Source organism: Streptococcus sp. HMSC071H03 (assembly GCF_001813035.1).
Classification (GTDB): Bacteria; Bacillota; Bacilli; order Lactobacillales; family Streptococcaceae; genus Streptococcus; species Streptococcus anginosus.
In genome coordinates, this window is the sequence record NZ_KV811169.1 from 116127 (window position 1) to 142821 (window position 26695).

General features: G+C 38.3%; 27 protein-coding genes, 1 tRNA gene and 2 pseudogenes. 25 read left to right on the top strand and 5 right to left on the bottom strand.

Translation table 11 applies throughout. The annotated features are described in order from the left end of the window. Nucleotides 1–2 precede the first annotated feature (2 nt). From HMPREF2887_RS10585 to HMPREF2887_RS07780, 7 genes are all read left to right on the top strand, one after another. Nucleotides 3–1007, top strand: coding sequence for a pneumococcal-type histidine triad protein (locus HMPREF2887_RS10585; protein WP_261673880.1), 1005 nt, complete (start codon nucleotides 3–5; stop codon nucleotides 1005–1007). A 229-nt stretch (nucleotides 1008–1236) separates the two neighbouring features. Beyond that, nucleotides 1237–1863: an SAP domain-containing protein gene (locus tag HMPREF2887_RS07755; RefSeq protein WP_021001765.1), complete on the top strand. Its 627-nt coding sequence runs from the start codon at nucleotides 1237–1239 to the stop codon at nucleotides 1861–1863. Next, nucleotides 1860–2489 carry a class I SAM-dependent methyltransferase gene (locus tag HMPREF2887_RS07760; protein WP_021001764.1) on the top strand — a complete coding sequence of 210 codons (630 nt, stop codon included), beginning with the start codon at nucleotides 1860–1862 and terminating at the stop codon, nucleotides 2487–2489. The genes HMPREF2887_RS07755 and HMPREF2887_RS07760 overlap by 4 nt, the downstream gene beginning before the upstream one ends. Before the next feature lie 147 nt (nucleotides 2490–2636). Further along, nucleotides 2637–3134, top strand: a complete 498-nt coding sequence (locus HMPREF2887_RS07765; protein ID WP_084741070.1) for a GAF domain-containing protein — start codon at nucleotides 2637–2639, stop codon at nucleotides 3132–3134. Then, nucleotides 3134–4798 (top strand): DNA polymerase III subunit gamma/tau, encoded by a 1665-nt coding sequence (dnaX, locus tag HMPREF2887_RS07770; protein WP_084741011.1) that lies wholly within the window; start codon nucleotides 3134–3136, stop codon nucleotides 4796–4798. Before HMPREF2887_RS07765 ends, dnaX begins: the two co-directional genes overlap by 1 nt. Before the next feature lie 38 nt (nucleotides 4799–4836). Then, on the top strand, nucleotides 4837–5031 hold the full coding sequence (locus HMPREF2887_RS07775) for a DUF3272 family protein (protein ID WP_003024260.1): 195 nt from the start codon (nucleotides 4837–4839) through the stop codon (nucleotides 5029–5031). Nucleotides 5032–5263: 232 nt separating this feature from the next. After that, nucleotides 5264–5680 (top strand): YjdF family protein, encoded by a 417-nt coding sequence (locus tag HMPREF2887_RS07780; protein WP_021001762.1) that lies wholly within the window; start codon nucleotides 5264–5266, stop codon nucleotides 5678–5680. A gap of 61 nt (nucleotides 5681–5741) precedes the next feature. On the opposite strand, the gene birA is transcribed toward HMPREF2887_RS07780, so the two are convergent. Together birA and HMPREF2887_RS07790 are read right to left on the bottom strand one after the other, a co-directional pair. Beyond that, nucleotides 5742–6677, bottom strand: a complete 936-nt coding sequence (gene birA / locus HMPREF2887_RS07785; RefSeq protein ID WP_021001761.1) for a bifunctional biotin--[acetyl-CoA-carboxylase] ligase/biotin operon repressor BirA — start codon at nucleotides 6675–6677, stop codon at nucleotides 5742–5744. Nucleotides 6678–6679: 2 nt separating this feature from the next. After that, the gene (locus HMPREF2887_RS07790) at nucleotides 6680–7681 is read right to left on the bottom strand and encodes a LacI family DNA-binding transcriptional regulator (protein WP_021001760.1); all 1002 of its coding nucleotides are present in this window, start codon (nucleotides 7679–7681) and stop codon (nucleotides 6680–6682) included. A gap of 241 nt (nucleotides 7682–7922) precedes the next feature. Here HMPREF2887_RS07790 and HMPREF2887_RS07795 point away from each other — a divergent pair, with 241 nt between their 5' ends. From HMPREF2887_RS07795 to HMPREF2887_RS10170, 5 genes are all read left to right on the top strand, one after another. Beyond that, entirely contained in the window at nucleotides 7923–9101 is a 1179-nt protein-coding gene (locus HMPREF2887_RS07795) for a galactokinase (protein ID WP_057489686.1), read from the top strand. Nucleotides 9102–9173: 72 nt separating this feature from the next. Beyond that, complete coding sequence (gene galT, locus HMPREF2887_RS07800) at nucleotides 9174–10655, top strand: UDP-glucose--hexose-1-phosphate uridylyltransferase (RefSeq protein ID WP_057489685.1); 1482 nt, start codon at nucleotides 9174–9176, stop codon at nucleotides 10653–10655. A gap of 230 nt (nucleotides 10656–10885) precedes the next feature. Next, the gene (locus HMPREF2887_RS07805; protein WP_003024272.1) at nucleotides 10886–11020 is read left to right on the top strand and encodes a DUF4044 domain-containing protein; all 135 of its coding nucleotides are present in this window, start codon (nucleotides 10886–10888) and stop codon (nucleotides 11018–11020) included. 57 nt (nucleotides 11021–11077) lie between these two features. Then, entirely contained in the window at nucleotides 11078–12388 is a 1311-nt protein-coding gene (gene obgE, locus HMPREF2887_RS07810) for a GTPase ObgE (protein ID WP_057489684.1), read from the top strand. 14 nt (nucleotides 12389–12402) lie between these two features. Continuing rightward, the gene (locus HMPREF2887_RS10170; RefSeq protein ID WP_003024275.1) at nucleotides 12403–12564 is read left to right on the top strand and encodes a hypothetical protein; all 162 of its coding nucleotides are present in this window, start codon (nucleotides 12403–12405) and stop codon (nucleotides 12562–12564) included. Nucleotides 12565–12596: 32 nt separating this feature from the next. Here HMPREF2887_RS10170 and HMPREF2887_RS07815 read toward each other — a convergent pair whose 3' ends face one another. After that, complete coding sequence (locus HMPREF2887_RS07815) at nucleotides 12597–13547, bottom strand: polysaccharide deacetylase family protein (protein WP_003024277.1); 951 nt, start codon at nucleotides 13545–13547, stop codon at nucleotides 12597–12599. A 177-nt stretch (nucleotides 13548–13724) separates the two neighbouring features. On the opposite strand from HMPREF2887_RS07815, the gene HMPREF2887_RS07820 reads away from it, so the two are divergent. The 6 genes and pseudogenes from HMPREF2887_RS07820 (at nucleotide 13725) to HMPREF2887_RS07845 (ending at nucleotide 20527) form a co-directional block, all read left to right on the top strand. Beyond that, nucleotides 13725–15011, top strand: a complete 1287-nt coding sequence (locus HMPREF2887_RS07820) for a homoserine dehydrogenase (RefSeq protein ID WP_003024279.1) — start codon at nucleotides 13725–13727, stop codon at nucleotides 15009–15011. A 1-nt stretch (nucleotide 15012) separates the two neighbouring features. After that, on the top strand, nucleotides 15013–15879 hold the full coding sequence (thrB, locus tag HMPREF2887_RS07825; protein WP_057489683.1) for a homoserine kinase: 867 nt from the start codon (nucleotides 15013–15015) through the stop codon (nucleotides 15877–15879). Nucleotides 15880–16240: 361 nt separating this feature from the next. Continuing rightward, entirely contained in the window at nucleotides 16241–17170 is a 930-nt protein-coding gene (locus HMPREF2887_RS07830; RefSeq protein ID WP_021001753.1) for a hypothetical protein, read from the top strand. A gap of 156 nt (nucleotides 17171–17326) precedes the next feature. After that, nucleotides 17327–18645 (top strand): annotated as a pseudogene (locus tag HMPREF2887_RS07835) (PTS sugar transporter subunit IIC). Then, nucleotides 18638–19480, top strand: coding sequence for an alpha/beta hydrolase (locus tag HMPREF2887_RS07840; RefSeq protein WP_021001751.1), 843 nt, complete (start codon nucleotides 18638–18640; stop codon nucleotides 19478–19480). The pseudogene HMPREF2887_RS07835 and the gene HMPREF2887_RS07840 overlap by 8 nt, the downstream one beginning before the upstream one ends. A 198-nt stretch (nucleotides 19481–19678) precedes the next feature. Then, a complete protein-coding gene (locus tag HMPREF2887_RS07845) occupies nucleotides 19679–20527 on the top strand; it encodes an aldo/keto reductase (protein ID WP_021001750.1) in 849 nt (282 codons plus the stop codon). 508 nt (nucleotides 20528–21035) lie between these two features. Here HMPREF2887_RS07845 and HMPREF2887_RS10285 read toward each other — a convergent pair. Further along, complete coding sequence (locus tag HMPREF2887_RS10285; RefSeq protein WP_235044309.1) at nucleotides 21036–21635, bottom strand: LysR family transcriptional regulator substrate-binding protein; 600 nt, start codon at nucleotides 21633–21635, stop codon at nucleotides 21036–21038. Then, on the bottom strand, nucleotides 21616–21780 hold the full coding sequence (locus HMPREF2887_RS10590; protein WP_235044308.1) for a helix-turn-helix domain-containing protein: 165 nt from the start codon (nucleotides 21778–21780) through the stop codon (nucleotides 21616–21618). The genes HMPREF2887_RS10285 and HMPREF2887_RS10590 overlap by 20 nt, the downstream gene beginning before the upstream one ends. Before the next feature lie 219 nt (nucleotides 21781–21999). Here HMPREF2887_RS10590 and HMPREF2887_RS07860 point away from each other — a divergent pair, with 219 nt between their 5' ends. The 7 genes and pseudogenes from HMPREF2887_RS07860 to HMPREF2887_RS07890 form a co-directional block, all read left to right on the top strand. Then, the gene (locus tag HMPREF2887_RS07860) at nucleotides 22000–22959 is read left to right on the top strand and encodes an ROK family glucokinase (protein ID WP_021001748.1); all 960 of its coding nucleotides are present in this window, start codon (nucleotides 22000–22002) and stop codon (nucleotides 22957–22959) included. 151 nt (nucleotides 22960–23110) lie between these two features. Next, nucleotides 23111–23458, top strand: a complete 348-nt coding sequence (gene rplS / locus HMPREF2887_RS07865; protein ID WP_003024326.1) for a 50S ribosomal protein L19 — start codon at nucleotides 23111–23113, stop codon at nucleotides 23456–23458. Nucleotides 23459–23497: 39 nt separating this feature from the next. Next, a tRNA-Arg gene (locus HMPREF2887_RS07870) sits at nucleotides 23498–23569 on the top strand. 130 nt (nucleotides 23570–23699) lie between these two features. Next, nucleotides 23700–24443, top strand: a complete 744-nt coding sequence (locus tag HMPREF2887_RS07875; RefSeq protein WP_003024349.1) for an alpha/beta fold hydrolase — start codon at nucleotides 23700–23702, stop codon at nucleotides 24441–24443. 324 nt (nucleotides 24444–24767) lie between these two features. After that, nucleotides 24768–25220, top strand: coding sequence for a hypothetical protein (locus tag HMPREF2887_RS07880; RefSeq protein ID WP_021001738.1), 453 nt, complete (start codon nucleotides 24768–24770; stop codon nucleotides 25218–25220). A 272-nt stretch (nucleotides 25221–25492) separates the two neighbouring features. Then, the gene (locus HMPREF2887_RS07885) at nucleotides 25493–26167 is read left to right on the top strand and encodes a response regulator transcription factor (protein ID WP_003024352.1); all 675 of its coding nucleotides are present in this window, start codon (nucleotides 25493–25495) and stop codon (nucleotides 26165–26167) included. Continuing rightward, a pseudogene (locus HMPREF2887_RS07890) lies at nucleotides 26157–26695 on the top strand (sensor histidine kinase); the annotation flags it as partial. The gene HMPREF2887_RS07885 and the pseudogene HMPREF2887_RS07890, both read left to right, overlap by 11 nt.

The window sequence follows — 26695 nt, forward strand, 5'->3', positions numbered from 1 at the left end:
ATTTGCTCCAAAAAGTGGCAGACAAGAATGCGGATAAATTGGCTTTGCTAGACCAAGTCTTGAAACTCTCCGCCGAAGTGCACCATGACCGCGCAGGCAAAGCAAATTCGCAAATTGCTTATACGGCTGATGAAGTTGCGCTAGCTAAAGCTGCAGGTCGTTATGCGACATCAGACGGTTATATCTTTGATCCGCATGATGTGACAGAGGAGCAGGGAGATGGCTACACTGCGCCACACATGACACATAGCCATTATATTCCTAAGAAAGATTTGTCAGAATCTGAGCGTAAGGCGACAGAAGAATATCTGAAAACCAAAGCGCCGAATGAAAAGAAAGAAGACAAGCCTAAAACTGATCCAAAGCAACCTCAAAAAGAAAGTGCACAATTAATCTATGAACGCGTGACACCAGCTAAAAAAGTGCCGGTTGAGGCAATGCCATATCATACAGCTTATGTTGTGGATTACAAGAATGGGCAATTGATTATTCCGCACCATGATCACTATCACAATATTTCTCTCTCTTGGTTTGACGAAGGCCTTTACAACGCGCCAGAGGGTTATAGCTTGGAAGATTTCCTTGCTACGGTGAAATATTATGTGCAAAATCCAAACGATCGTCCTCACTCTGATGATGGCTTTGGTAATGACAGCAATCATGGTAAGCAAAACCAATCAGATGATGGCAAGAATTATGCACCAAATGAAGAGCCAGAGGATAAGAAAGACGACTCTGCAAGTAAAGAGGTAGATGATGAAAAGGAAAATTCAGAAGGGACTGAAAAACCAACAGTTAATGCTGAAGAAAAAGCTGAAAAGGCACGCGCAGCAAGCTATGGATTGTCTCTGCAAGATTTCCGAGCAAAAATGATTAAAATTGCTTTTAAATATGGTTTGAGCTTAGAAAAGTTTACCTATCATCCTGCAAACAAGACGGTCAGCTATACTGATTCGACAGGAACTGTCAAGTCTATCAATGTACTCACAGGAGAATTGGTTTCTTAACAACGCCCCCCTCAAGAGTTGGAAATTTATTTTCCAGCTCTTTTATATTTTTGGACTTAAAGATAAAGTAGGTTGAAGCGTTCGAATGAATCGACAGTCTCAACTGAAACTGATTTACCTCGCTAGAATGATAGGCGTTTTTTACAAACGGGGAAACTCTATCATTTTTGAGGAATTACTTTGCTAGTGGTATAATAGGCTATAGCAAAAGAGAAAAGGAAAATAAGCAATGCAGGATAGACCAGATTTTACAATGATAAAGACCTATCAAGAGTTTTCACAATACTATTGGTATCGTGCAGAATTAGCAGAGATTTGTAAACAGTTGGGATTGGAGTATTCAGGTATCAAAAAAGAGCTAGAAGAGGAAATCAAACAGTATTTTGCAGGGAATGTTGTTCAGAAGAAAGTTCCTTTAAAAACCAAGAAAAAGCAAGGCATAGAGCTTACTTTAGACACGCCCTTGTTATTCTGTGGTTTTGCCTTTAATGCGCACTTTCGGAAGTTTTTTGCTCAGCAAACAGGCATTCAACCTTTTAAATTTACAGCGGACATGGCGGCAGCTTGGCGAAAGGTAAAAGCAGAAAAAGATGTCGAATTCACACTGCGAGATATGTTAGCGATTTATCAAGGACAATCAAGCTATGCTCAATATGATACTTCTAGCTGTCAGTGGAATCAATTTGTCAAAGATTTCTGCGCTGACACAAGCAATGCTTCTTTTCAGCCTAAACTAAAAGTTGCCGCTATTCTTTGGAAGAAAGTAAAAGAAAGCAAGGAGCCAAAAGTGTATTCATCGCAATTGGTTAAGCGATATGAGTCGGAAATTAGTGATTATCGAAGGGAGAAAGTATGAATGCTGTTATCATTAGCGTTGCTATTTTGTTCTTCTTGCTTTTTTTATATTTACTCAAACAATCCAAGCAACCGACAGGTCTAGTGGGCATTTGGATGATGAAAATCTGGAATCAGGTTTATTTCCCTATGGTTGAGTGGGCGATTAGCCAACTAGAGCAGCAAAATATCAAAAATATTTTAGATGTTGGAATAGGAAATGGTCAATCCACTCTCTATCTCAAACAGTATTTTCCAAATAGCAAGGTTATCGGAATTGATATTTCGAAAACAGCTATTACCCAAGCTAAAAAATGGAACATTGCAGATTTGAATTTTGAACTCAAAGATGTGGGTCAAACAACTTATTCAGCAGAGTCATTTGACTTGATAACTGCTTTTCAGACACATTTTCATTGGCCAGATTTATCCAGAGCTTTTTCTGAGTTGAGGCGAATTCTAAGGCGAGACGGGCTTATCTTGCTGGCTTGTGAATGGAGCAAATTAACCTACTTCCAGCCAGAGCTCAAGAAAGAGGAAGAATTTGCAGCTTTTTTAAATAACAAGGGTCTTAAGCTGGTTAGCAGTCAGAGAAAAAATCAATGGATTTTGTATAAAATTATTAAAAAGCCAGAAGGTGTTATATAAAATAAAGTGTGTTATTTATAACAATAGTTGGAGATACTATGTGTGGTTTATAGATTCTTTAATTTGCTTCCCCTTACAAAACTGGATAGAAGCAAAAATATAAAGTTTTTAGCACAGTCTGCTGTCTTTTTTGATATAATAGAAAGTATGAATCAATCAGAAAAAATTTCAAATTATCAATTACTTTTAGCGCAGCTTGAAGCATTACTAGAGGGCGAAAGCAATGCGTTGGCGAATCTCTCAAACAGCTCTGCTCTGCTAAACCAAGCCTTGCCTCATTCTGTCTTTACTGGCTTTTATCTTTATGACGGAAACGAGTTGATTTTAGGACCTTTTCAAGGTGGTGTCTCCTGTGTACATATTGCGCTAGGAAAAGGAGTCTGCGGTGAAGCAGCAGCCAAACGGCAGACGATGATTGTAGAAGATGTGACCCAACATGGCAATTACATTTCCTGTGATAGCAGAGCTCGCAGCGAGATTGTAGTACCAATGGTCAAAAACGACCGCTTAGTAGGGGTGTTGGATTTGGATTCTCATCTGGTGGCAGATTATGATGAGATTGACCGAGAATATCTGGAATTTTTTGTGGCTCTCTTACTAGAGAAAACAAGTTGGAATTTTGAAATGTTTGGAGACAAAGCCTAATGTATCAAGCTTTATATCGAAAATACAGAAGCCAAACCTTCGGTCAGCTAGTTGGGCAGGAGGTTGTGGCGACAACCTTGCGGCAGGCAGTTGAACAGGATAAAATTAGTCATGCCTATCTCTTTTCAGGTCCCAGAGGAACTGGGAAGACCAGCGTAGCCAAGATTTTTGCTAAGGCAATGAATTGCCCCAACCAAAAGGATGGAGAGCCTTGCAATGACTGTTATATTTGCCAAGCCATTACCGAAGGAAGCCTAGAAGATGTCATTGAGATTGACGCGGCTTCTAATAATGGTGTGGATGAAATCCGAGATATTCGTGACAAATCAACTTACGCTCCCAGTCTAGCGAAGCATAAGGTTTATATCATTGATGAGGTTCACATGCTCTCAACGGGCGCTTTTAATGCGCTTCTTAAGACTTTGGAAGAGCCGACAGAAAATGTCGTCTTTATTTTAGCAACGACAGAACTGCATAAAATACCAGCAACCATTCTTTCGCGTGTTCAGCGCTTTGAGTTCAAGTCGATTAAAACCAAAGATATTGTAGAGCACATTGAGTGGATTTTGCAGCAAGAAAATATTGACTTTGAAAATGAAGCGGTGCAGATTATTGCAAGACGAGCAGAAGGCGGTGTGCGAGATGCCCTATCTATCTTGGACCAAGCCCTCAGCTTGACTCAAGACAATCAGCTGACAACGGCTATTTCTGAAGAAATCACGGGTTCTATCAGTTTAGGAGCATTAGACGCGTATGTAGCAGCTGTATTAGCGCATGATACGTCAGTGGCATTAAAAAATCTTGATGTCATATTCGACAGCGGCAAAAATATGGCTCGCTTTGTCACAGATTTGCTGCAATATCTTAGAGATTTGCTCATTGTTAAAACGGGTGGAGAAAATACGCATACGAGTGAAAGCTTTTTAGAAAACCTCAAGACTCCGCAGGAAAGATTGTTTGAGTTGATTGAGATTGCAACGAAGAGCCTTGTGGAAATCAAGAACAGCTTGCAACCCAAGATTTATACAGAAATGATGACCATTCGACTGGCTGAAGGGCAAGATAAAGCAGAATTACCCTCCAATATAGCAGGCCAGATAGAAACGCTCAAAGAAGAAATCAACCAGCTTAAGAATCAATTGGCAAGTTTGCAGTCAAGTTCTGCACCTAGTAAGCCAGTACAGCCAACACGCTCAGCCAAAACAAGCAAGGGTTATCGAGTAGACCGCCATAAAGTGAATGCCATTCTGCAAGAAGCAGTTGAAAATCCTAGCCTGGCTCGCAGTAATTTAACCAAGTTGCAGAATGCTTGGGGAGAAATTATTGAAAGTTTAGCCGGAGCAGATAAGGCACTTTTAGTCGGCTCACAACCCGTCGCAGCTAACGAAAACCACGCCATTCTGGCATTTGAGTCGAGCTTTAATGCAGAACAAACCATGAAACGGGAAAATCTCAACACCATGTTTGGGAATTTATTAAGCAATGCGGCTGGATTTTCACCAGACATCTTGGCGGTTTCTATGACGGATTGGACAGAGATTCGAGCTGAATTTTCGGCTAAAGCGCGTGGAGAAAACGCACCACAAGCTGAAGAAAAAGAGAATACAGTCATTCCAGAAGGATTTGATTTCTTAGCGGAAAAAATTACCGTTCAGGAGGACTGAATTTAGATTTTTCTGCTGTTTCATGCTATAATAGAATCATGACAAGACAACAATTTCTTACAACAGCTTTCTTCACAGCAATTGAAACGTATTTTTTTAACGAAGCAATGATGTCAGGACACTATTTATTCGCTGTTTTCTGGGCACTTTTAGTGATTCGCAATTTACAGGTGAGCTATGTCATGGGTAAAATAGTGGACGAAATTGACAAACATATCAAACGTAAAAAATAACAAGAAAAGGTTGGGACAAAAATCCTCAACCTTTTCTTTTCAATTTGAAAAAATATTCTACTTGCGATAGAATAAAAGTGCAAAGATAAAAACACAGTTTCGGTTGGTAGTCCGAACATATTCGTGACAGGCTAGATTTGTTTTTCTAATGACAATTGAAGTAGGTCACGACTATCAGTAACCCTCCTCCTTGGTTGTCCCTTCTTTGTAATGTATTTAAGGAGGATGCTGTATGGAACATGTTTCATTAGAATTGACCATATACTTTGAAAATGGCTTTTATTATGGCCTATTTGAGCAAGAAAATGCTCAAGGTTTGTCCGTTTGTCGGGTGACATTTGGAGTTGAGCCCCAAATGAACGAGGTTTTAGAATTTGTCAATCGGAGGTTTTCGCAATTACAATTTAGCTCGGCTGTTGCAGTAAAGAAAAAAAGACATTGTGCAAATCCTAAACGGTTGCAGCGATTAGCAAAAAAAGAAATGAAGCGTGAAAAACGTTCAACGAAATCACAAGATGCACTAAAACTGCAACAAGAGTTAGATAAACAAGCTAAACGTTCCAGATTGAAAGCTCAAAAAGAATATATGCAAAATAGAAAATTCCAATTAAAACAGCAAAAACGCAAAGAAAAGCACAAAGGTCATTGATTTTGTGCCGAAAAAAGAAGGAGACAAGTTGATGTTTATTCAATTTATCTCCTTCTTTTATTTACCAACTTGTTAAAGAAACTTCACCGCTGTTTAGCCACATTTCTTGTCCGGTATCTAATTGGATCAATAGCTGCCCGGTATCTGATATTTCCTTGGCAACTCCTTTGTAGTCTTTGTCATTTTGGCAAAAAGTGACCGTCCGACCTAAGACAAGGGAGTGTTGTTTGTAAAGGTAAATCAGCTCGTCTGGCTCACATTCATAGAAATTTTTCCAAATTTCAGCAATAAGTTCATTGCGTGTGATAGGTTGCTTTTCGTGGAAGAGAGAGGCAGCCTTATTTTTTAACTCTTTCGGAAAATCAGAGATTGCGAAATTGATGCCCACTCCAATAATCACATCAGTGACTAAGCCCGTCTCGACAGAAGTAATAGCTTCGGTTAAAATGCCGGCTATTTTCTTGCCCTTGTAGTAAATGTCATTGACCCATTTAATGTCCATTTCCATTAAAGTGAGGTCTTTAATAGCCTTGTAAATGGCTCCAGCAGTCAAGATAGTATAGGCGGGAATTTGTGGGAAAGGCAGATTGGGCTTCAAGTGAAGCGTCATATAAATCCCGCCTTGATCTGGGGCAAAATAATTTCTGCTAAAGCGTCCACGACCAGCTGATTGAGAAGAAGCCAAATAGAGGGTGTTGGCAGGATTGCCAGCTTCAATACCAGCTTTGGCATCTAACTGAGTGGATTGGCAGTTTGGATTGAAGGAAACTTGAATAGGAGCAGTTTCTTCGATTTTTTTAGCAATCAATAAATCACCTGAAAGGAGCTTATAGCCTTTATTTTTTATCGATTCAACATGAACGCCTTCTTTTTCCAAATGTTGAATAGCTTTCCAGATAGAAGTGCGTGAAATTCCTAAGTCTTGTGCCAATTTTTCACCGCTGATATAGTCAGATTCTCGACTTAAAATGTCAAATAAAATTTCGTATGTTTTCATTTCTATAAGCTGCTCTTTCTAAGGGTCAGTTTGGTGGCAAGTGTTACCATACGTGGAATGGTCGAGCCAGGATGTTGAAATTCCTCGTGCAGCAGTTGCAAACCTTGTCTGCCCATTTCCTCTGTAAAGACAGTAACCGTGCTGAGTGGTGGATAGACGTACTTAGCAATAGATGTATCGTTAAAAGCAATCAAACTAACACGATCTGGTACAGGGATGTCCGCTTCTTGAAGTGCTCGAAGGGCGCCAACAGCTAAGGCGTCACTTGCCATGAAAAATGCAGTTGGAAGTTGGTCACCTAAATTTGCAATCAATTCTTTCATCATAGAATAACCTGATTCAGATGAAAAGTTTCCTATTTTGACGTATGTTTCTTGATAAAGTTGTTTTTCAGTTAGATAATTTTTAAAGGTTACCAAGCGTGGATCAGATAGGATAGTAGTTTTGTCAGAAGTTTGTTCTTGCCCAACTAGCAGCCCAATTTGTCGGTGTCCCCTTTCTAAAAAGTGGTTCAGAACAGTTGTAACGGAATTTTCAAAATCTGTCGTGACGCAGCTATGTCCATAGGCAAGCGTATTGCTATCAATAAAAACAAGTTGTTCTGTGTAGAGTTCCAGCTCCTTTATCTTTTGAGGGCTGAATTTTCCAATCGCAATAATACCGTCAATTTGCTCAAGCTGATTTAATGTTTCATTATTGAAAAAGCGCATAACATCATAGCCCAATTCTTGGGCTTTTTTCTCTACCCCAAGACGAATGGCATAGTAGTAGAGGTCGTCTAGTTCCTCCTCTTCTGTGTACCATTCTACGATCGCAATTCTGCGGTTTTGGGAATATCGTTTGTCTCTTCGCTTTGTCTTTTTATATTCTAATTCTTCTGCAATATCAAATATCTTTTGGCGTGTCTCATCACTCACAGACATGGATTGGTCGTGATTTAAAACGCGTGATACAGTTGCTGGAGAGACACCAGCACTTTTTGCAATATCTTTAATCGTTGCCATGATTGTTTCCTAATTTCTTTAAAGAATATGTCTATTATATCTTAAAAATTAGTAAAATACAAAAATATTTAGTAAATTTCCTAAAGTTTAGTATGAAAGATTGACGAGTATTATTTCTTACAACTTGGTTAATAAAATTTTGGTAAAAATTTACTAAAATACTTGAAAATTTACTAATGATGTTTTATAATAAAGATGATAAAACGGTTACAAGACCTAACAAAACAAAAGGAGACTTTTTATGTCAACAACTCTTTCTATTCAACAATTGCGTTCAAACTTTGCAACAATTTTTGGGGCAGAAGCAGATCACACATTTTTTTCACCGGGACGCATTAACCTGATTGGTGAGCATACAGACTACAATGGTGGTCACGTTTTTCCTGCGGCTATTTCGCTGGGAACTTACGGAGCGGCGCGCAAGCGTGACGATAATTTACTTCGTTTTTATTCAGCGAACTTTGAAGACAAAGAGATTATTGAGGTGCCTTTAGAAAATCTTCGTTTTGAAAAAGAGCATAATTGGACCAATTATCCAAAAGGGGTACTTCATTTCTTGCAAAAAGCGGGGTATGTCATTGACAAAGGAATGGACGTCTATATCTTTGGGAATATTCCAAATGGTTCAGGTCTCTCTTCATCTGCCTCTTTAGAGCTATTGACAGGAATTATTGCAGAGAAATTGTTTGATTTAAAATTGGGACGTTTAGATTTAGTAAAAATTGGTAAACAAACAGAGAATGAATTTATCGGTGTTAATTCTGGTATCATGGATCAGTTTGCCATTGGTATGGGAGCGGATCAACGGGCAATTTACTTAGATACGAACACGCTCGAATACGACTTGGTACCGCTTGATCTCAAAGACAATGTGGTTGTTATCATGAATACAAACAAGCGTCGTGAACTAGCAGACTCCAAATACAATGAACGTCGTGCAGAGTGTGAAAAAGCAGTCGAGGAATTAAAACAAAAACTCTCTATTGCAACCTTGGGTGAATTAAATGAGTGGGATTTTGATGAATACAGCTACTTAATTCAAGATGAAAATCGACTTAAACGTGCTCGTCACGCTGTGTTGGAAAATCAACGGACACTTCAAGCTCAAGCTACTTTGCAAGCTGGCAATCTGGAAAAATTCGGTCGCTTAATGAATGCATCTCATGTCTCACTTGAACATGATTATGAAGTCACAGGATTAGAGTTGGATACCTTGGCTCATACTGCATGGGAGCAAGAAGGAGTGCTGGGCGCTCGCATGACAGGAGCAGGATTTGGCGGTTGTGCCATTGCTTTGGTTCGTAAAGACGCAGTGGAAGCTTTTCAAAAAAATGTTGGTCAAAAATATGAAGAAGTCGTAGGTTATGCATCGAGCTTCTATATTGCTGAAATTGCTGGTGGCAGTCGCGTATTGGATTAAGCAAGCGTTTTACATAATAGTAATGAGGGCTGACGAGAATTTCAGCCCTTTCTATAAAAGAAAGGAAAATCAATGGCACGAAATTTACTGAATGCCTTTGTAACGGAGGTCATAGCAAATAGCTCTTTTACAGAAATCGACCGGATTTATCTAGCAAATCGCGTCATGAGTCTGGTTGGAGAAGAAGCTGCAAAGCAAGAGACAGCAGCAACCAGCTTAATTGATCTCAAAGATGATTTACTAGAAGTTGCTTTAGCAGTTGGAAAAATCGGCTCAACTCTCGCAGAACAGGATATTCTTGGGGCAGAGTTGATGAATTTAGTCACGCCAGCACCCAGTCAGCTCAATCAGCAATTTTGGAAGACTTATGAACAAGATCCCAAGCGGGCTATTGCTGATTTTTATGAGCTTAGTAAGCGTAATGATTATATCAAGGTCAAAGCCATTTCTAAAAACATTGCCTATCAAACACCGACTGAATATGGTGATTTGGAGATTACAATCAATCTTTCTAAGCCAGAAAAAGATCCCAAGGAAATTGCAGCAGTTAAGAAAGCCAAGACGAGCCACTATCCAGCCTGCCAGCTTTGTTTTGAAAATGAAGGGTATCAAGGGCGACTAGATCATCCAGCGCGAGTGAATCATCGAATTATCCGCTTTGATTTAGCCGGGCGAGAATGGGGCTTTCAGTATTCGCCCTATGCATATTTTAATGAGCATTGTATCTTTTTAGATAGCAAACATACTCCTATGGCTATCAGTCGTGCTACTTTTGCGCGTCTTTTGGATATTGTAGAGACTTTTCCGGGTTATTTTGCGGGCTCCAATGCTGACCTTCCTATCGTAGGAGGCTCCATTCTCACTCATGACCATTATCAAGGTGGACGACATACTTTTCCTATGGAAAAGGCAGAGCTGGACAACACTTTCACTTTTGCAGGTTTTGAAAATGTAGAAGCTGGTATTGTCAACTGGCCCATGTCGGTTTTAAGGTTGCAATCAACTGATAAATTCGCATTGGTAGATTTGGCGGATAAAATTTTACAGAAATGGCGCAGTTACTCCGATCCGACTGTTCAGATTGTAGCTGAGTCAAATGGTGAACTACATCATACGGTTACTCCAATAGCACGTCAAAAAAATGGTAAGTTTGAGTTAGATTTGGTTCTTCGGGACAATCAAACGTCAAAAGAATATCCAGATGGTATTTATCATCCGCATAAAGATGTTCAACACATCAAGAAAGAAAATATCGGTTTGATTGAGGTCATGGGCTTGGCAATTCTCCCACCTCGTTTGAAAAATGAGATAAAAGAAGTTGAAGAATTTCTTTTGGGACAAAGAAAAGAAGTGGCTCCTTATCATCAAGCGTGGGCTGAGCAGTTAAAAACTAGCCATTCAGATATAACAGCAGAATCAGTTCAGACAATCGTGCGTGCTTCGGTTGGTCAGATTTTCAAACGTGTCTTGGAAGATGCAGGTGTTTACAAGTACACAAAAGAAGGTCAAATCGCCTTTATGCGTTTTATTGAATCGATTGGTCTAGTGAAATAACCTATTAAAAAATTGCTATTTTCGGAGATGATTATCGAGACAGCTTGGAAATGGCATTCGACACATCCAAACGGTTACGCTGATTGACATTGAAATCCAGCAGGAAGCCTGTTGGATTTTTACTTTGTGGGGATTTTCAGTTGTAATCTTTTTATTTCAGCTATCATTTGAAAAACTATCTTCTTCATGTTACAATTAAGAGAACAAATTAAATACATAGAGGTAATATTGTGGCTTTTGGTGATAATGGACAACGTAAAAAAACAGGATTTGAAAAATTGACTTTGATTGTCGTTGTTATCATGTTATTGGTAACAGTCGGAGCAATTTTTGCAAGTGCACTTGGTGCTTTGAGTAATTTCTAATCCTCAAACGCTTGAAAGAGCGTTTTTTTAGAGTGAAAAACGAGAGAAGAGAAAAATATGAGTATGTTTTTAGATACAGCCAAGATTAAAGTCAAGGCTGGTAATGGCGGTGATGGCATGGTGGCTTTCCGCCGTGAAAAGTATGTCCCAAATGGCGGTCCTTGGGGTGGCGACGGCGGTCGTGGTGGCAACGTCATTTTTGTCGTAGATGAAGGACTTCGTACCCTGATGGATTTTCGTTACAATCGTCATTTTAAGGCTCAATCTGGTGAGAAGGGAATGACTAAGGGAATGCACGGTCGTGGAGCAGAAGACCTCATAGTTCATGTACCACAAGGAACAACTGTTCGTGATGCTGAAACAGGGAAAATCCTGACAGACTTGATTGAAAATGGGCAAAGGTTCGTCGTAGCTCACGGCGGTCGTGGAGGTCGTGGCAATATTCGCTTTGCAACGCCTAAAAATCCAGCTCCAGAAATTTCTGAAAATGGTGAACCGGGTCAAGAACGTGAACTCCAGTTGGAGCTGAAAATTTTGGCAGATGTTGGTTTGGTCGGATTTCCGTCTGTTGGAAAATCCACTCTTTTGAGTGTTATCACTTCTGCTAAACCGAAAATTGGCGCTTATCATTTCACGACCATTGTACCTAATCTTGGAATGGTTCGGACACAGTCCGGTGAATCCTTTGCTGTGGCAGACCTGCCTGGCTTGATTGAAGGAGCTAGCCAAGGTGTAGGACTTGGGACACAATTTCTTCGCCATATTGAGCGAACTCGTGTCATCTTGCATGTCATTGATATGTCAGCTAGCGAAGGTCGTGATCCTTACGAAGATTATCTTGCTATCAATAAGGAATTGGAATCCTACAATCTTCGCTTAATGGAACGTCCACAGATTATTGTTGCTAATAAAATGGACATGCCTGAAAGTGCAGAGAATCTAAAAGTCTTTAAAGAAAAATTAGTAGCAAATTATGATGAATTTGATGAACTGCCACAGATTTTTCCAATTTCAAGTTTGACGAAACAAGGCTTGTCAACGCTTTTGGATGCAACTGCAGAATTGCTTGATAAAACACCTGAATTTCTGCTTTATGATGAGTCTGAAATGGAAGAGGAAGCCTATTATGGCTTTGATGAAGATGCTCCAGCCTTTGAAATTTCACGCGATGATGACGCTGCCTGGGTTTTATCTGGTGATAAGTTGGAAAAACTCTTTACCATGACAAACTTTGACCGTGAGGAAGCTGTCATGAAATTTGCACGGCAACTACGTGGTATGGGGGTAGACGAAGCATTGCGGGCGCGTGGTGCTAAGGATGGTGACTTAGTTCGCATCGGCAAGTTTGAATTTGAATTTGTAGACTAAAAAGGAGTGATATCATGGGTGATAAACCAATATCCTTTCGCGATGAAAATGGCAATTTCGTTTCTGCAGCTGACGTTTGGAATGAAAAAAAGCTTGAAAAACTTTTTAACAAACTCAATCCGAACCGAAAGCTTCGCTTGGAACGTGAAAAATTAGCACAAAAGAAAAAAGAATAGGACTTGCTCATTTTTGAGCTAAGTCCTATTTTTCAGTTTGTGGTAATTTCGTTTAATAAGTCTTGGGCAGTTGTGGTTGGATTGACACGGACACGGTTGAGGGTTAGAAGTCCGTCATTAAGAGAAGCTAGTCCATTGTTGGTTGTTAACCCCATTTTATAGCCGAGGCTTTCAGCAATCTGTGTCGTTGTTTCACTATAACGTCCAGAAGGATAAGCAACCGTCGTTGTGTTTTGTGACAGGTTGCTGTCTAGATATTGCTTAGAAGCTTGCAATTCTGTCGTTTGTGTTTCTGCACTTGAAAGGGATAAATCCGGATGATTAACGGTATGATCTTCAAAAGACATTCCCTTTTGCTTCATTTCCTTGATTTGCGCAAGCGTCAGTATATCCTCGCGTCCATTTTCGACAAAACCAGTAATGACATTATTGGTTGCCCGCATTTGGTATTTTTGAAGAAGTGGGAAAGCATTGGTGTAAAAATCTCTCAAACTATCATCAAAGGTCAACCAAACGACTTTTTTATTTTTCGGAAGGACATTTTCAGTCAAAACTTTATAGGCTTCCTTTGGCGTGAGAGTATAATAGCCAGCGTCTTTTAGAGCTTTCAAATGACTTTCAAACGTTTCAGGCGAGACAATCAAACCAGCATTTGCTGCTTCAGAAGGATCCATATTGTGAATCGCATGGTACATCAAAATAGGGAATTTAACAGGCTGATCTTGCTTTATCCATTTCACTTTGCTTACTTTTTCACTAGATCCAGATGTTTCTTCAGTAGTTGCTTGAGAAGTAGAAGATTTGCTCACTTTTGAAGTGGCAGTTCTGGTATGGTTATTAGCCAGATTTGTTCCAGAGCGTTTCCACATAAATGTTCCTGCAATAACCAGAACAACCAATAAGATGAAGCTTATAATAGCACGTCGTTGTCTCCTCTTACGAATACGATTTCGTACAGAACGATTACCAGAATGTTTTCCCATTATGTGGAACTCCTTTTACTTTTAAATCACTATGTATATTTTACCATATTTCTGACTAACCGTTCACAATTTTTTAAAATAGATTTCTATTATTTTATAAAAATCCTAAAGTCTGCTTACTAGAAAAAAACAAGTTTATTTGCTATAATAAAAAGCATAAAATCTCAAGGAGTAGTCATGTCTATTAAAATTGCTTTACTTGGTTTTGGGACAGTTGCTAGTGGTGTTCCATTTTTATTGAAAGAAAATAGTGAAAAGATTGTGCAAGCAGCTCATTCAGAAATTGAAATTGCGAAAGTATTGGTAAAAGATGATGCTGAAAAAGAATGCTTGTTAGCAGCAGGAAATCATTTTAATTTTGTCACGACGATTGATGAAATTTTAAATGATAATGAAGTAACGATTGTCGTTGAATTGATGGGGCGTATTGAACCTGCAAAAACTTTCATCACTCAAGCGCTAGAGGCAGGTAAGCATGTTATCACTGCAAATAAAGACTTGCTGGCAGTTCATGGCGCTGAGTTGCTTGAGATTGCTGCAAAACACAAGGTAGCTCTTTACTATGAAGCGGCAGTAGCGGGAGGAATTCCGATTTTACGCACGCTTGTTAATTCCCTAGCTTCTGATAAAATTACACGTATTCTTGGTGTGGTCAATGGGACATCCAACTTCATGATGACCAAAATGGTAGAAGAGGGCTGGTCTTATGAGGCGGCACTTGCTGAAGCACAACGACTTGGATTTGCAGAAAGTGACCCAACCAATGATGTGGATGGGATTGATGCTGCATATAAAATGGTTATTTTGAGTCAATTTGCCTTTGGAATGACGGTTAAATTTGAAGATGTCGCCCACCAAGGCATTCGCAATATTACACCAGAAGATGTAGCGGTTGCGCAGCAATTAGGCTATGTTGTCAAATTAGTTGGTTCTATTGAAGAAACAAAATCAGGTCTCGCTGCAGAAGTCACACCGACCTTTTTACCAAAAACTCATCCTCTTGCTAGTGTGAATGGCGTGATGAATGCAATCTTTGTAGACTCTATCGGTATTGGTGAGTCGATGTATTACGGTCCAGGTGCGGGACAAAAACCCACTGCAACAAGTGTTGTCGCAGATATTATTCGGATTGTTCGACGGATTAACGAAGGAACTGTTGGAAAAGCCTTTAATGAGTTTCAGCGTGAATTAGTTCTGGCTAAACCAGAAGATCGTAAGAGCCCGTATTACTTTTCGATATTAGCACCTGATGCGAAAGGACAAGTTTTACGCTTAGCAGAAATTTTTAATGCTGAAAATGTCTCCTTTAAGCAAATTCTGCAACAAGGAACAGACGGAAATACTGCACGTGTTGTGATTATTACCCATGCTGTCAACAAAACGCAGCTAGAAAATGTCACTCGAAAATTGCAGGCAACTTCTGATTTTAAATTATTGAACACCTTCAAAGTATTAGGAGAATAAAATGAAAATTATTGTACCTGCAACGAGCGCGAATATTGGTCCGGGATTTGACTCGGTTGGTGTAGCTGTCAGTAAATATCTAACCATTGAAGTTTTGGGAGAAAGCGACCATTGGCTGATTGAGCATGATTTGGAGCGGCGTATTCCTTCTAACGAACGGAATTTATTGATTAAAGTGGCGCGCAGAATTGCTCCAGCTATTCAACCTCATCATTTAAAAATGACAAGTGATATTCCTTTAGCGCGTGGTCTGGGTTCTTCTAGTTCCGTTATTGTTGCAGGGATTGAACTTGCAAATCAATTGGCAAATTTGCAGTTGTCAAATGCTGAAAAATTGAATTTTGCGACGAAAATTGAGGGACATCCAGATAATGTAGCACCTGCTATTTATGGTAATTTGACGATTTCTAGTTATTTAAACGAGAAAGTTTCAACTGTAGTGACGGAATTTCCAGAAGTAAGCTTTATTGCCTATGTTCCAAATTATGAATTGCGTACTAAAGACAGCCGTGGCGTTCTTCCAAAAGGTTTATCTTATCGTGAAGCTGTCACTGCAAGCTCTGTAGCGAATGTGGCTATTGCCGCTTTAATGAAGGGCGATATGGTAACAGCAGGGCGTGCTATTGAGTCCGACCGTTTTCATGAGCATTTTCGCCAAGGTTTGATTAAGGAATTTCCAAAAATCAAGATGCTAGCAAAGAAAAACGGTGCGTATGCGACTTATCTATCAGGAGCAGGACCTACTGTGATGGTTCTAGCACCAAAAGACCAGTCGAATATGATAAAAGAGAAAATAGAAGATCAACAATTTAAAGGACAAGTTTTTGAGCTTCAGGTTGATTGCCGAGGCGTTCGAGTAGAAAAATGAGAAGAGAGTGAAGAGGGTGGAACAGAACTAATGAAACGAAAATTTAGTTCGTAATCCTACCTTCGTAAGGTTGCTCAATAGTCTGAGCAACTATTGAGATGGCAGATAAGGAAAACGAAGTTTTCGCCAAAAGTGGCTCTTCCGAGCTTGAAAAGTGAACCCGCTTGGAAAGCTCTATCTGCCACCTCAAGGCAGTACTTTGAGCAATCAGTCGCTGCGTCGTTGATTTATTACATAGTGTACTTTTTAGGTTGGGAATTTTTGTCCTAACCTCTTTTAATATTTTTACAAAAAATCTCCTCTTGTCTATTTATTCAAATGTATGCTATAATAAATAAAGAATATATAAAGGAGCACGGTTATGAATAAACTTGATTTGCAGGCGCTTGCGGATGAGTTAGGGTTGCAATTTGATGAGACTTCATCTGTTATTTTTGGTCAAAAAGATGGTTATACTTTCTATATTGAACAAACGAATCAAAAAAATCAATACTGTATTTGTTGTTCGGTAAAAAATGGTGAAGCATTACCATCTTTGGAAGAATTCAAAGAATTGACGAAATCTTCTAAGGCTTTGAAAACTTATCAGGTTAATTTATATAAAGCAACTTTTTATATTAAAACTGGTATGACTAAAGGAAAAACACGTGAACATATTCGTCAGGGATTACAAGACATTATCGCGTTCTTGAAAGAAAGAAATCTGACGAATGTTTGCGAGCAGACCGGAAAAGCAGGGCAAGTGGATGTTTATCAGGTAGGAGGAAATTTGTTGCTTCTTTCACCAGAAGCCTTTCAGGAATTAAGTTCGGATTTGTCTATCGCCAATCAAGCTTATGATCATCAAAAAGAAAGTATCTTAGCAGGTACAGTAGGGGCATTTCTGGGAAGCTTGATAGGGGGAATTGTTACCTTAGTGATTGCTCAACTTGGTTATGTAGCTGTTGTCTCAGGAATTGTCATGGGAGTTTGTACAGTAAAAGGGTACGAATTGTTAGGTAAAAAGTTGTCTAAAGTTGGTATCGCGATTAGTGTTGTTTTTATGCTTATCATGATGTTGGTTGCGCACCAATTTGACTATGCAATTCAGCTTGCAAAAGCAGAAAGAGCAGATGTTTTTACCGCTTTTACTTATCTGACAAATTATATCTTAAATGGCAATGAAGTACATATTTCTTATTGGACAAATCTTGGTTTGCTATTATTGTTCACAGGTGCTGGGGCTGTGGGAACGATTATCAGTGCTCTTTCCGCACAATCACAGAAATATCTTACAAGAAAATTAGGGTAAGTTTAAATATTTTAAGGCTTGGATTTTCATCTGAGCTTTTTTAGATTTAACTTACAAACTATTGAATATTTGCTATGGTTATTCATCAAAATATTTAGCATGTTATTTTTACTTAGTCTAATTGAATTGTCGTCTCAACTATGCTACAATCAAGATATGATGTTCAATAAATTAACCAGAAAAAGTCGTATAGATCAATACTTAATAAAAAAAATGATTGCCTTTCGGCAAATGAGTTTCATTAAAATTACACAAGAAACATTGGTATCGCTCTTTCCTTTTTTCTTGCTAACAACGACAACAATGGTTTTGTCAGAGTCGGTTTTTTCAGTAAATGGTTATATTAACAACCTATTCAGCGTTCGCTCTTGGTTTCCGTATTTTTCGACAATTGGATTGGTTTTGACAAACTGTACTGCTTTGATAGGTGGGATGGCGGGCCCTTTAGCGACTTATTTTAGCGCAAAATACACAGCTGGTTATTATGGTCGTAGTACGGGGACAGCTGGGATTACAGCCTTTATTTTTAGCTTATTAGTTAATTCGCGCGAATTATTTTCGGTGGTTTTAAATGACGGCGCTTTGACGAAAATCAATCTTCCTGTCAATATCAATCTAATTGTTGCGATATTGATTGGTTATGTGGTGGGACAAATTTTTCGATTTTCAAGTCCGAATGATGATCACATTGTAGATGAGCATTTTATTTATTACCCTAAAACGTTGTGTCCTATCTTTTGCTCGTTTGCTCTGGCTGCCTTGGTTAGTTTTCTCATTAATCTAGGCAATCGATACAATGTTTTTTCAACAATTATAACTTTTTTGTCAGGCTTAATTGTCAATCGAAATAATATCTTTGTCATTGAAATGAATACCGCCTTACGGACTTTTAGCGCTTGGATTGGAAATAGTAATCCATTTAATGACCTGCCATTTATCAATGACTCCTTTGCCTTGGATAATCTTAATTATGCTTTGAAACATCATACTACAACAGGGGTACCTTATCTCTTTTCAACGACCAATCTGTATGATGCTTATGGAACATTTGCGGGACTGGGCGGAGTTTTAGCTCTTCTCGTAGCTATTCTCTGGAAATCTCGGAGTGACAAAGACCGAGATGTGAGTTTGAAAAGTATTTTTCCTTCACTTTTTAACCATGGTGTAGCCTTTATGGTTGGGATTCCTATATTTTTCAACTTTCTATTTTTAATCCCTTTTATCCTCGTACCAATGCTGAATGTCTTTGTAGCTAGTATTTTTCTATATTTTAGAATAATGCCTCCGGCTGTTTATCCAGTTCCTAGCGGAGCGCCAAGTGTTTTATTGGGACAGGCGGAAGTTTGCGAGCATTAGCAGTAGGAATTTTCATTTTTATTATCGATGTTCTTATTTATATCCCCTTTGTGAGATTTAATGACCGGATTCATGAGGAACTCAGACAAATGGATCAGAAAGGAGGCGAACATGACTAAAAAGATAAAAATAGTGCTGCTGACTGTTCTAATTTTTTTGATAGGACTAGCAGTTCCCTCTTATAGTTGGACGAGAAAAAACATTGATCAAATTGCTAAATTTTATAATGCTCGGATGTCGCCAATCATTATGATACCAGGTAGTTCTGCTACGGAGAACCGATTTGACGGCTTGGTTCAAAAGCTCAATCAAAGACGTCGTGGCGTGAAGCATAGCTTGCTCAAAGTTAAAGTCTGGAATGACGGACGAATTACATATAGCGGATCTATCGCAGCGAATGATAATGAGCCAATTATTGTGATTGGTTTTGAAAATAATAAAGATGGCTATAGTAACATCAAAAAACAAGCCAAAATGGTTGACGCTGCCTTTGAAAATCTCCAAGGAAAATACAATTTCAATAATTTTAAGGGTTTGGGTCACTCAAACGGTGGTTTAATTTACACAGCTTTTATTGAAAATTACCTCGGCAGCTATGATGTGGAATTGAAGAAATTGATGACAATCGGAACGCCTTATAACTTTACTGAAACCAATATCAACAACAAAACTGAGATGTTAGCTGATTTCATTAAAAATCGCGAAAATATTCCGACTACTTTAGCTATGTATTCTGTTGCAGGAACCATTACTTATGATTCAGACGAATTGGTACCAGATACGAGCGTGAGTGCAGGGAAATATATTTATCAAGGACAAGCGGCGCACTATACTGAAACCACAGTCACAGGTGCGGATGCCCAGCACTCGGACTTGCCAACCAATGATGAGGTTGTCTCCTTAGTTCAAGAGCGCCTTGTAGATAGACAAAACCAGCGAAATCAAAGAAATTGAGAAAGAGTAGGACAGACGCCTAGGGCTGCTGACACAATCATGGTCATCTATCCTATCTCCTCTTTTTGTTGTTATAAATTATGAATCGGACGATAATTTGCTATTCATTTTTTGCATACTGCTCTGCAATTTTGCTATTGTACTTTTTCTGAAAAGAGCGTTATACTTATAATAAAAATTGTGAAAAGAGGAAATTACATGCAAAATATAACCTTAAACAACGGTGTAGAAATTCCAATTTTAGGTTTTGGAGTGTACCAAATTGCTCCCAAAGATACCAAAAGAGCTGTACTAAATGCTATCAAGGCAGGTTATCGTCATTTTGATACTGCTCAAGCCTATGCCAATGAACAGGAAGTAGGTGAGGCGATTCGAGAGTCTGGGATTGACCGCAAAGAGTTTTTCATCACTAGTAAAGTCTGGCTATCCAACTATGGATACGACAAGGCTTATGCCTCGGTTTTAGAATCTCTTGACAGAATGGAGTTAGATTATCTGGATCTTATGTTGCTCCACCAACCTTTTGGTGACTATTATGGTGCCTACCGTGCTTTGGAAAAACTTTACAAAGAAGGAAAACTTCGAGCGATTGGTGTGTCTAATTTCTATCCAGATCGTCTCAGCGACATTGTAGCTTTCAATGAGATTACACCACAAGTCAATCAAGTGGAAACTCACCCACTGAATCAACAGATATTCGCACAAGAAAATATGATAAAAAATAAGGTGCAAATTGAATCTTGGGCTACTTTTGCAGAAGGTCGTGGTGACATTTTCAACAATCCAATTCTCAAAAGTATTGCTGATAAACATGGTAAATCCACTGCACAAGTCATGGTTCGCTGGCAAGTTCAACGGGGAATTGTTTGCTTGACTAAGTCTTCACGTTTTGAGCGAATGAAGGAAAATATTGATGTTTTTGACTTTGAACTCAGTGCAGAAGATATGGCAAAGATTGCAAGTATGGATACCCAAACCAGCCTTTTCTTTAATCATCAAGAAGCCAGCACAGTAGATCTCTTTTTAGGATTTCTGGGGAGAAAATGAAAACAGGATTTTCGTTTGATTTCAGAAAATAACTATGCTGGTTTTCATTCAGATAACATTTTAATAACAATTGGGTATAATTGCTTGATTTTCGCTTGAGGAAGATTATTATATATGTAAGTAATCTGATGTAAAGAATGCTTTATTATAATTTTTGAAAGGTTATCTAATGTTAACTCCAAAATTTAGTCTATTTGTTCTTGCTAGCTATTTTATCTTACCAATTATTGCATTGTTATTTCCAAACAAATATGTTAAATTAATCATATTTGATATTTCTATTAGAAAATATTTTGGTGATAGGTCTGTATATAAAGGGCAAGTATTTTAACTGATAGCCTTATCTTACAATACAATAGTAACAATAGTACCAAGAAAAAAGCCTAACTTTTTATTTTGATTGAGTTGGGCTTTTTCATCTTATTCAGTTTTAATATTAGAACGATATTGAGTTGATTAATAATCTTATTTTATAGTGAATATATCTTGTTTTTTTCATGAGCATGGACTATTTAGTTTTCACCAACTCCTGTAAAATAGCTTTATTCTTCTTCAAAACGGAAATGTAGAAAGTCGCAGAAGCATTTACCAACTCAACAAAGGCTGCCCAATCTTTTTGAACAATAAACTTTGTTTGCGTCAGTTGATTGACTAATGGCTGCCAAATACCTAGATCCGAGCGCAGCAGCATAGTCAAATTAGCCAATTCTGCAAGCTTTATCTCTTTTCGTGTGGCATACGGGTGAGTCAAGGGAACGGATAAGTAAAGTTGCTCCATGAAAAGACCCGTGGAAAGAATATGCTCTTTTTTGATAGGATAGTCTGTTACAATGAAGTGAACGTTTTCGTCATCCAGAGATTTTTCTAATTCCTCATTCGTCTTTTGTTCAATTTGAATGTGTTGCTCCAAGCCTTTTTCTTTCATACGACTTTCCGGTTCAAAGATGGCTCCCGGTGCATTAACACCACCAAAAATAGTACTTTCTTTTAATGCAAAATGTTGTACATCATCGAGAAATTTTTGTTTTTGTTTCAGAAATTTTTTGGCTAGTTTAACAGTTTGATGACCGGTTTCCATGAAACTTAATTTATTTTTTTCTTCGCTCAAAAAGAGTAACTCCCAATTCATCTTCCAGCATTTGCATATTTCGAGTTAAGGATGGCTGAGAGATGAGTAGGACTTCAGCTGCCTTAGACAAGGTTCCCTCCTGTGAGAAAACAATGAGTTGCTCCAAGTGTTGTAAATTCAGCATGATGTCTCCTTTTTGATCAATGAGTTGGACAGTTTTAACTATAGGTAAAATGAATACTAGTATCATCCATCGTTATTGTACAATTTTTTATTTGTCTTGTAAAATGAGAGCATAGAGCAGCACAAGTCGTTCAAACCTATTCAAGTTCTATGCAAACCTTTTCAATTCGTAAAAAATCTGATATAATAAGAATGAAAAAAATTATTAGAGGAGAGTAGCATGTCTAAAAAAATTATTGGAATTGATTTAGGTGGTACATCTGTGAAGTTTGCGATTCTGACCCAAGAGGGAGAAGTTCAAGAAAAATGGTCTATTAAGACAAACATTTTAGATGAAGGTAGTCATATTGTTGATGATATGATTGAATCTATCAATCATCGCTTGCGACTATTGGGACTTGGGGCAGAAGATTTCATCGGAATCGGCATGGGCTCACCTGGTGTTGTGGATCGTGAAAAAGGAACGGTTGTCGGAGCTTACAATCTCAACTGGAAAACTCTGCAACCTGTAAAGGAAAAAATTGAGAAAGCGACTGGCATTCCTTTCTTTATTGATAATGACGCAAATGTAGCTGCTCTTGGTGAACGTTGGAAAGGTGCTGGTGAAAACCAACCAGATGTTGTCTTTATGACACTTGGAACAGGTGTCGGTGGTGGTATTGTTGCGGAAGGAAAATTACTGCATGGGGTAGCTGGAGCAGCCGGAGAATTGGGGCATATCACAGTTGATTTTGATCAGCCGATTCTCTGTACTTGTGGTAAAAAAGGTTGCTTAGAAACCGTAGCTTCTGCAACAGGTATTGTTAATTTAACGCGTCGCTACGCTGATGAATATGCTGGTGATGCAGAGCTGAAAAAACTGATTGATAATGGCGAAGACGTTAATGCAAAAATTGTCTTTGATTTGGCTAAAGCTGGTGATGAATTAGCTCTCATTGTTTATCGCAATTTTGCACGTTATCTTGGTATTGCTTGTGCCAACATTGGATCTATCTTAAATCCGTCAACGATTGTCATCGGTGGTGGCGTCTCTGCTGCAGGAGAATTTTTACTAGACGGTGTTCGTAAGGTTTATGAAGAAAATTCTTTCCCACAAGTGCGTACTTCGACAAAACTGGCACTTGCAACGCTTGGAAATGATGCAGGAGTCATTGGAGCAGCTTCATTGGTTCTTCAATAATTCTACTAAAATGGAAAAAATAATCCAAATAAGGCATTTACAATTATTACAAAATTTGTTATGATATTAGTTAGTGCGCAATGGAAGCACTAGAAAACGACTAATCCGCTGTGGTCTTGAATCGTAAGATTAGTAAGATAGGAGAAGAAAAATGAATCCATTAATCCAAAGTTTGACTGAAGGTCAACTTCGTACTGATATTCCTGCATTCCGTCCTGGTGACACTGTTCGTGTTCACGCGAAAGTTGTCGAAGGAAATCGCGAACGTATCCAAATCTTCGAAGGTGTGGTTATCGCTCGTAAAGGTGCTGGTATTTCAGAAAACTATACTGTTCGTAAAATTTCTAACGGTGTAGGTGTTGAACGTATCTTCCCACTTCACACACCACGTGTTGAAAAGATTGAAGTTGTTCGTTACGGTAAAGTACGTCGTGCGAAATTGTATTACCTTCGTGCATTGCAAGGTAAAGCAGCGCGTATCAAAGAAATTCGCCGTTAATGTGGAATTAACTCTGTCACTTGGCAGAGTTTTTCTCTAGTCCCCTTAGTTCAATGGATATAACAACTCCCTCCTAAGGAGTAGTTGCTGGTTCGATTCCGGCAGGGGACATAATGTGCCCTCAAAAGTCCTTATTGTTGAAGGGCTTTTGTGTTTTTTGAGTTCAATATTTGCTTGTTATTCTCAATAAAATATAAAAGTAAAGTTTGTTTTGGAAACATCTGACTGAAAGGATAAGAATATGAAGGCTTATTTTATTGGAGGACTAGGCTGCAATTGCTATTATCCCCAGGACTTTTTTAATGCACTGTCTTTTCCAGTTACTTATCTAGATATTTATGATTCTAGGTTGGAAGAGCAACTGATTTCATTACAGGCGTTGAAAGATTGGTTTATGGCACAAGTTGATATGGATGACGATATTCTGTTAATAGCCCATTCTTTGGGAGCAGATTTAGCAGTTTATCTAACAAGTGTCTATGATAAAATTACGCATCTCGTCTTATTAGATGGTGGATACATTAATATGGATAAAATTTGCCCTTTGAATGTAGAAATTGAAGATTCTCTGAATTATCTTCAAACGAATGTTTATGAGAGCCTAAAGAAAGCTGCTATAACTGAAAAACAAAGCTCTGCTGTATGGTCAGAAAATTTGGAGAGGGCGGCAAAAGAAAGTTTTGTTTTTGATAAAGTTCAAAAACATTGGTATTTAAGCTTATCTGAAAAGTTAATGACTCATTTATTGACAATAAGACGGCAAGCTTTTAGAAATTTGTCCTTTTTGAAAAATAAAAATGTAATTTTGTTCATTCCAGAAATAAACAAGGAAACACCAATTTGGAAAAAGAGGGCTATACAGACCATCCCGAACTTTCTAAACCTCATAGAAATGACTAGCTGTAGTCATTCATTGTATATGGAAAAACCGAAAGAAATAGCAGCATTGCTTGAAGACAAAATGAAAATTAGGTCACTCTTTTGAGAAAAGAAACTTTTTCTAGGACAAATTTTATGAGATAATCTTCTAAACTAAATTGGAACAATCTGATTTAGTTTTTTTATATTTTGTGTGTCATTTTACTATTTTCTGTCTTTATTTTTAGTTTCTTTTAAGAAAAAATTCAGTCACTTTTAAGAAAATGTAGATATGATAGTTCCATTCAAAAGAAAGGACGTGATGAGATGAGAAAGTCAAAGTTAAATTTGTTTGTCTGATAAATCTTGGCATCAAGGGAGGTATTGTGGCAATACTCTTTGGAATGCAATCTCTGATCGCTTAAAAATAGAAAGAAGGAATTTGACAAAAATGAAACAAGAGAACACAAGTAAGAAAGAGAAGATGATCATGGTTGAAAAAAGTACGAAATGGTGGATGACTGTTGTAGCAAGCGGGTCACTTGCTGTTGGTCTTCTCGGTGGGCTAGGTATTGCTTCTTTGGCGACAAATGCACTCAATCAGCAAGCAAAAGTACAGACAAGTACGACAACTCAGGCACAGAATAACCAGCAACAGGGAAACCAAAATCAAGGTGGTCCGGGAATGCCTCCAGGTGGACAAAACGGAAATAACCAAGGTGGTCCAAATGGCATGCCACCCCAACAAAATGGCGACCAAAGTGACAATAATAATAGTCAAAATGGCTCAGGAAACAGTAATAACTCAAAGAAAAAAGCTCCATCAAATGCTGACGGTTCAACCAAATCAGATAAGAATAGTAGCACGACAGAAAATAATGATTCAAATACAACAAATTCTTAATATTTCAGAGGAAGTCATGATATAATAGAATCAGAATAATAGAAAGTCAGTAGATTGATTTTTGGCAAGACAATGCGAAAGCATTACTTAGTTCACGATGAAGGGAGCGGGCAGAACTGAACATTCAAAATATTTTTGAGTTCGTGGCCTTATCCCCTTAAGCCTCAAAGTACTGTTTTGAGCAATCAGCTACTGCATCGTTAGTTTAGTGCATAACGAATTTTGAAACTGGAGACTTTTGTCCCAAACTCGTATTTTAGAAGGAAAAGCATATGATTAAGATTCTATTAGTGGAAGACGACCTCGGTCTATCTAATTCGGTATTTGATTTTTTGGATGATTTTGCAGATGTCATGCAAGTTTTTGACGGTGAGGAAGGATTGTACGAGGCTGAGAGTGGCGTGTACGACCTTATCTTGCTTGATTTGATGTTGCCAGAAAAAGACGGTTTCCAAGTATTGAAAGAATTGCGTGAAAAAGGCGTTACCACACCTGTTTTGATTATGACAGCCAAAGAAAGTTTGAATGATAAAGGACATGGTTTTGAACTGGGAGCTGACGATTATTTGACCAAACCATTTTATCTGGAAGAATTAAAAATGCGGATTCAAGCTCTCTTGAAGCGTTCTGGCAAGTTCAATGAAAACACCCTTTCTTATGGCGATGTCACTGTTAATTTATCAACAAACACTACACTTGTAGACGGAAATGAAGTAGAATTGCTCGGAAAAGAATTTGACTTGCTGGTGTATTTCTTGCAAAATCAAAATGTTATTTTGCCTAAGACACAGATTTTCGATCGCTTGTGGGGATTTGATAGTGATACAACGATTTCAGTTGTAGAAGTTTATGTCTCAAAAATCCGGAAAAAATTGAAAGGGACGACCTTTGCGAACAATCTTCAAACGCTTCGTAGTGTCGGATATATTTTAAAAGATGCTGAATAAACTTAAAAAAACATGGTATGCGGATGATTTTTCTTATTTCATTCGCAATTTTGGTATTTTTACTCTCATTTTCTCAGCCATGACTTTGATTATCATTCAGGTGATGCGCTCAAGCCTTTATACAACGGTCGATAATAACTTGAAAAGTCTCAGTCAGGATTCCGCTTCTGTCATCAATTTGGCGCTCGCTCGGAGAGTGGGGATGGAACAGAAGTCAGACAACGGAGAGCCTAAAACCGACACGGGTGACAAAGAGCTTACTGATAAACCAAATGTCAGTGCCAATACGGAAGTTATTTTATTTGATAAGAATTATAAGCCAATCATTACAAGCAATAATTTTCTGGGACTTAATAAACTTTCCTTTAATAGCAAGCAATTGGATCGCATTCGGCAAGTCCAGGTTAAAAGCAATTATGGTCGACAAGAAACCTATCGGATGATTTTATTTGAAGTGAAAATCCCAAATTTGGAAACCAATGTCAAATATGCAGCGGTCTTTATCAATATCAGTCAGTTGGAACAAAC

Bases quoted from the DNA above. Each gene is read 5' to 3' on its own strand.
- HMPREF2887_RS07755 (WP_021001765.1), top strand. From the start codon at position 1,237: ATGCAGGATAGACCAGATTTTACAATGATAAAGACCTATCAAGAGTTT.
- HMPREF2887_RS07760 (WP_021001764.1), top strand. From the start codon at position 1,860: ATGAATGCTGTTATCATTAGCGTTGCTATTTTGTTCTTCTTGCTTTTT.
- HMPREF2887_RS07765 (WP_084741070.1), top strand. From the start codon at position 2,637: ATGAATCAATCAGAAAAAATTTCAAATTATCAATTACTTTTAGCGCAG.
- dnaX (WP_084741011.1), top strand. From the start codon at position 3,134: ATGTATCAAGCTTTATATCGAAAATACAGAAGCCAAACCTTCGGTCAG.
- HMPREF2887_RS07775 (WP_003024260.1), top strand. From the start codon at position 4,837: ATGACAAGACAACAATTTCTTACAACAGCTTTCTTCACAGCAATTGAA.
- HMPREF2887_RS07780 (WP_021001762.1), top strand. From the start codon at position 5,264: ATGGAACATGTTTCATTAGAATTGACCATATACTTTGAAAATGGCTTT.
- birA (WP_021001761.1), bottom strand. From the start codon at position 6,677: ATGAAAACATACGAAATTTTATTTGACATTTTAAGTCGAGAATCTGAC.
- HMPREF2887_RS07790 (WP_021001760.1), bottom strand. From the start codon at position 7,681: ATGGCAACGATTAAAGATATTGCAAAAAGTGCTGGTGTCTCTCCAGCA.
- HMPREF2887_RS07795 (WP_057489686.1), top strand. From the start codon at position 7,923: ATGTCAACAACTCTTTCTATTCAACAATTGCGTTCAAACTTTGCAACA.
- galT (WP_057489685.1), top strand. From the start codon at position 9,174: ATGGCACGAAATTTACTGAATGCCTTTGTAACGGAGGTCATAGCAAAT.
- obgE (WP_057489684.1), top strand. From the start codon at position 11,078: ATGAGTATGTTTTTAGATACAGCCAAGATTAAAGTCAAGGCTGGTAAT.
- HMPREF2887_RS10170 (WP_003024275.1), top strand. From the start codon at position 12,403: ATGGGTGATAAACCAATATCCTTTCGCGATGAAAATGGCAATTTCGTT.
- HMPREF2887_RS07815 (WP_003024277.1), bottom strand. From the start codon at position 13,547: ATGGGAAAACATTCTGGTAATCGTTCTGTACGAAATCGTATTCGTAAG.
- HMPREF2887_RS07820 (WP_003024279.1), top strand. From the start codon at position 13,725: ATGTCTATTAAAATTGCTTTACTTGGTTTTGGGACAGTTGCTAGTGGT.
- thrB (WP_057489683.1), top strand. From the start codon at position 15,013: ATGAAAATTATTGTACCTGCAACGAGCGCGAATATTGGTCCGGGATTT.
- HMPREF2887_RS07830 (WP_021001753.1), top strand. From the start codon at position 16,241: ATGAATAAACTTGATTTGCAGGCGCTTGCGGATGAGTTAGGGTTGCAA.
- HMPREF2887_RS07840 (WP_021001751.1), top strand. From the start codon at position 18,638: ATGACTAAAAAGATAAAAATAGTGCTGCTGACTGTTCTAATTTTTTTG.
- HMPREF2887_RS07845 (WP_021001750.1), top strand. From the start codon at position 19,679: ATGCAAAATATAACCTTAAACAACGGTGTAGAAATTCCAATTTTAGGT.
- HMPREF2887_RS10590 (WP_235044308.1), bottom strand. From the start codon at position 21,780: ATGCTGAATTTACAACACTTGGAGCAACTCATTGTTTTCTCACAGGAG.
- HMPREF2887_RS07860 (WP_021001748.1), top strand. From the start codon at position 22,000: ATGTCTAAAAAAATTATTGGAATTGATTTAGGTGGTACATCTGTGAAG.
- rplS (WP_003024326.1), top strand. From the start codon at position 23,111: ATGAATCCATTAATCCAAAGTTTGACTGAAGGTCAACTTCGTACTGAT.
- HMPREF2887_RS07875 (WP_003024349.1), top strand. From the start codon at position 23,700: ATGAAGGCTTATTTTATTGGAGGACTAGGCTGCAATTGCTATTATCCC.
- HMPREF2887_RS07880 (WP_021001738.1), top strand. From the start codon at position 24,768: ATGAAACAAGAGAACACAAGTAAGAAAGAGAAGATGATCATGGTTGAA.
- HMPREF2887_RS07885 (WP_003024352.1), top strand. From the start codon at position 25,493: ATGATTAAGATTCTATTAGTGGAAGACGACCTCGGTCTATCTAATTCG.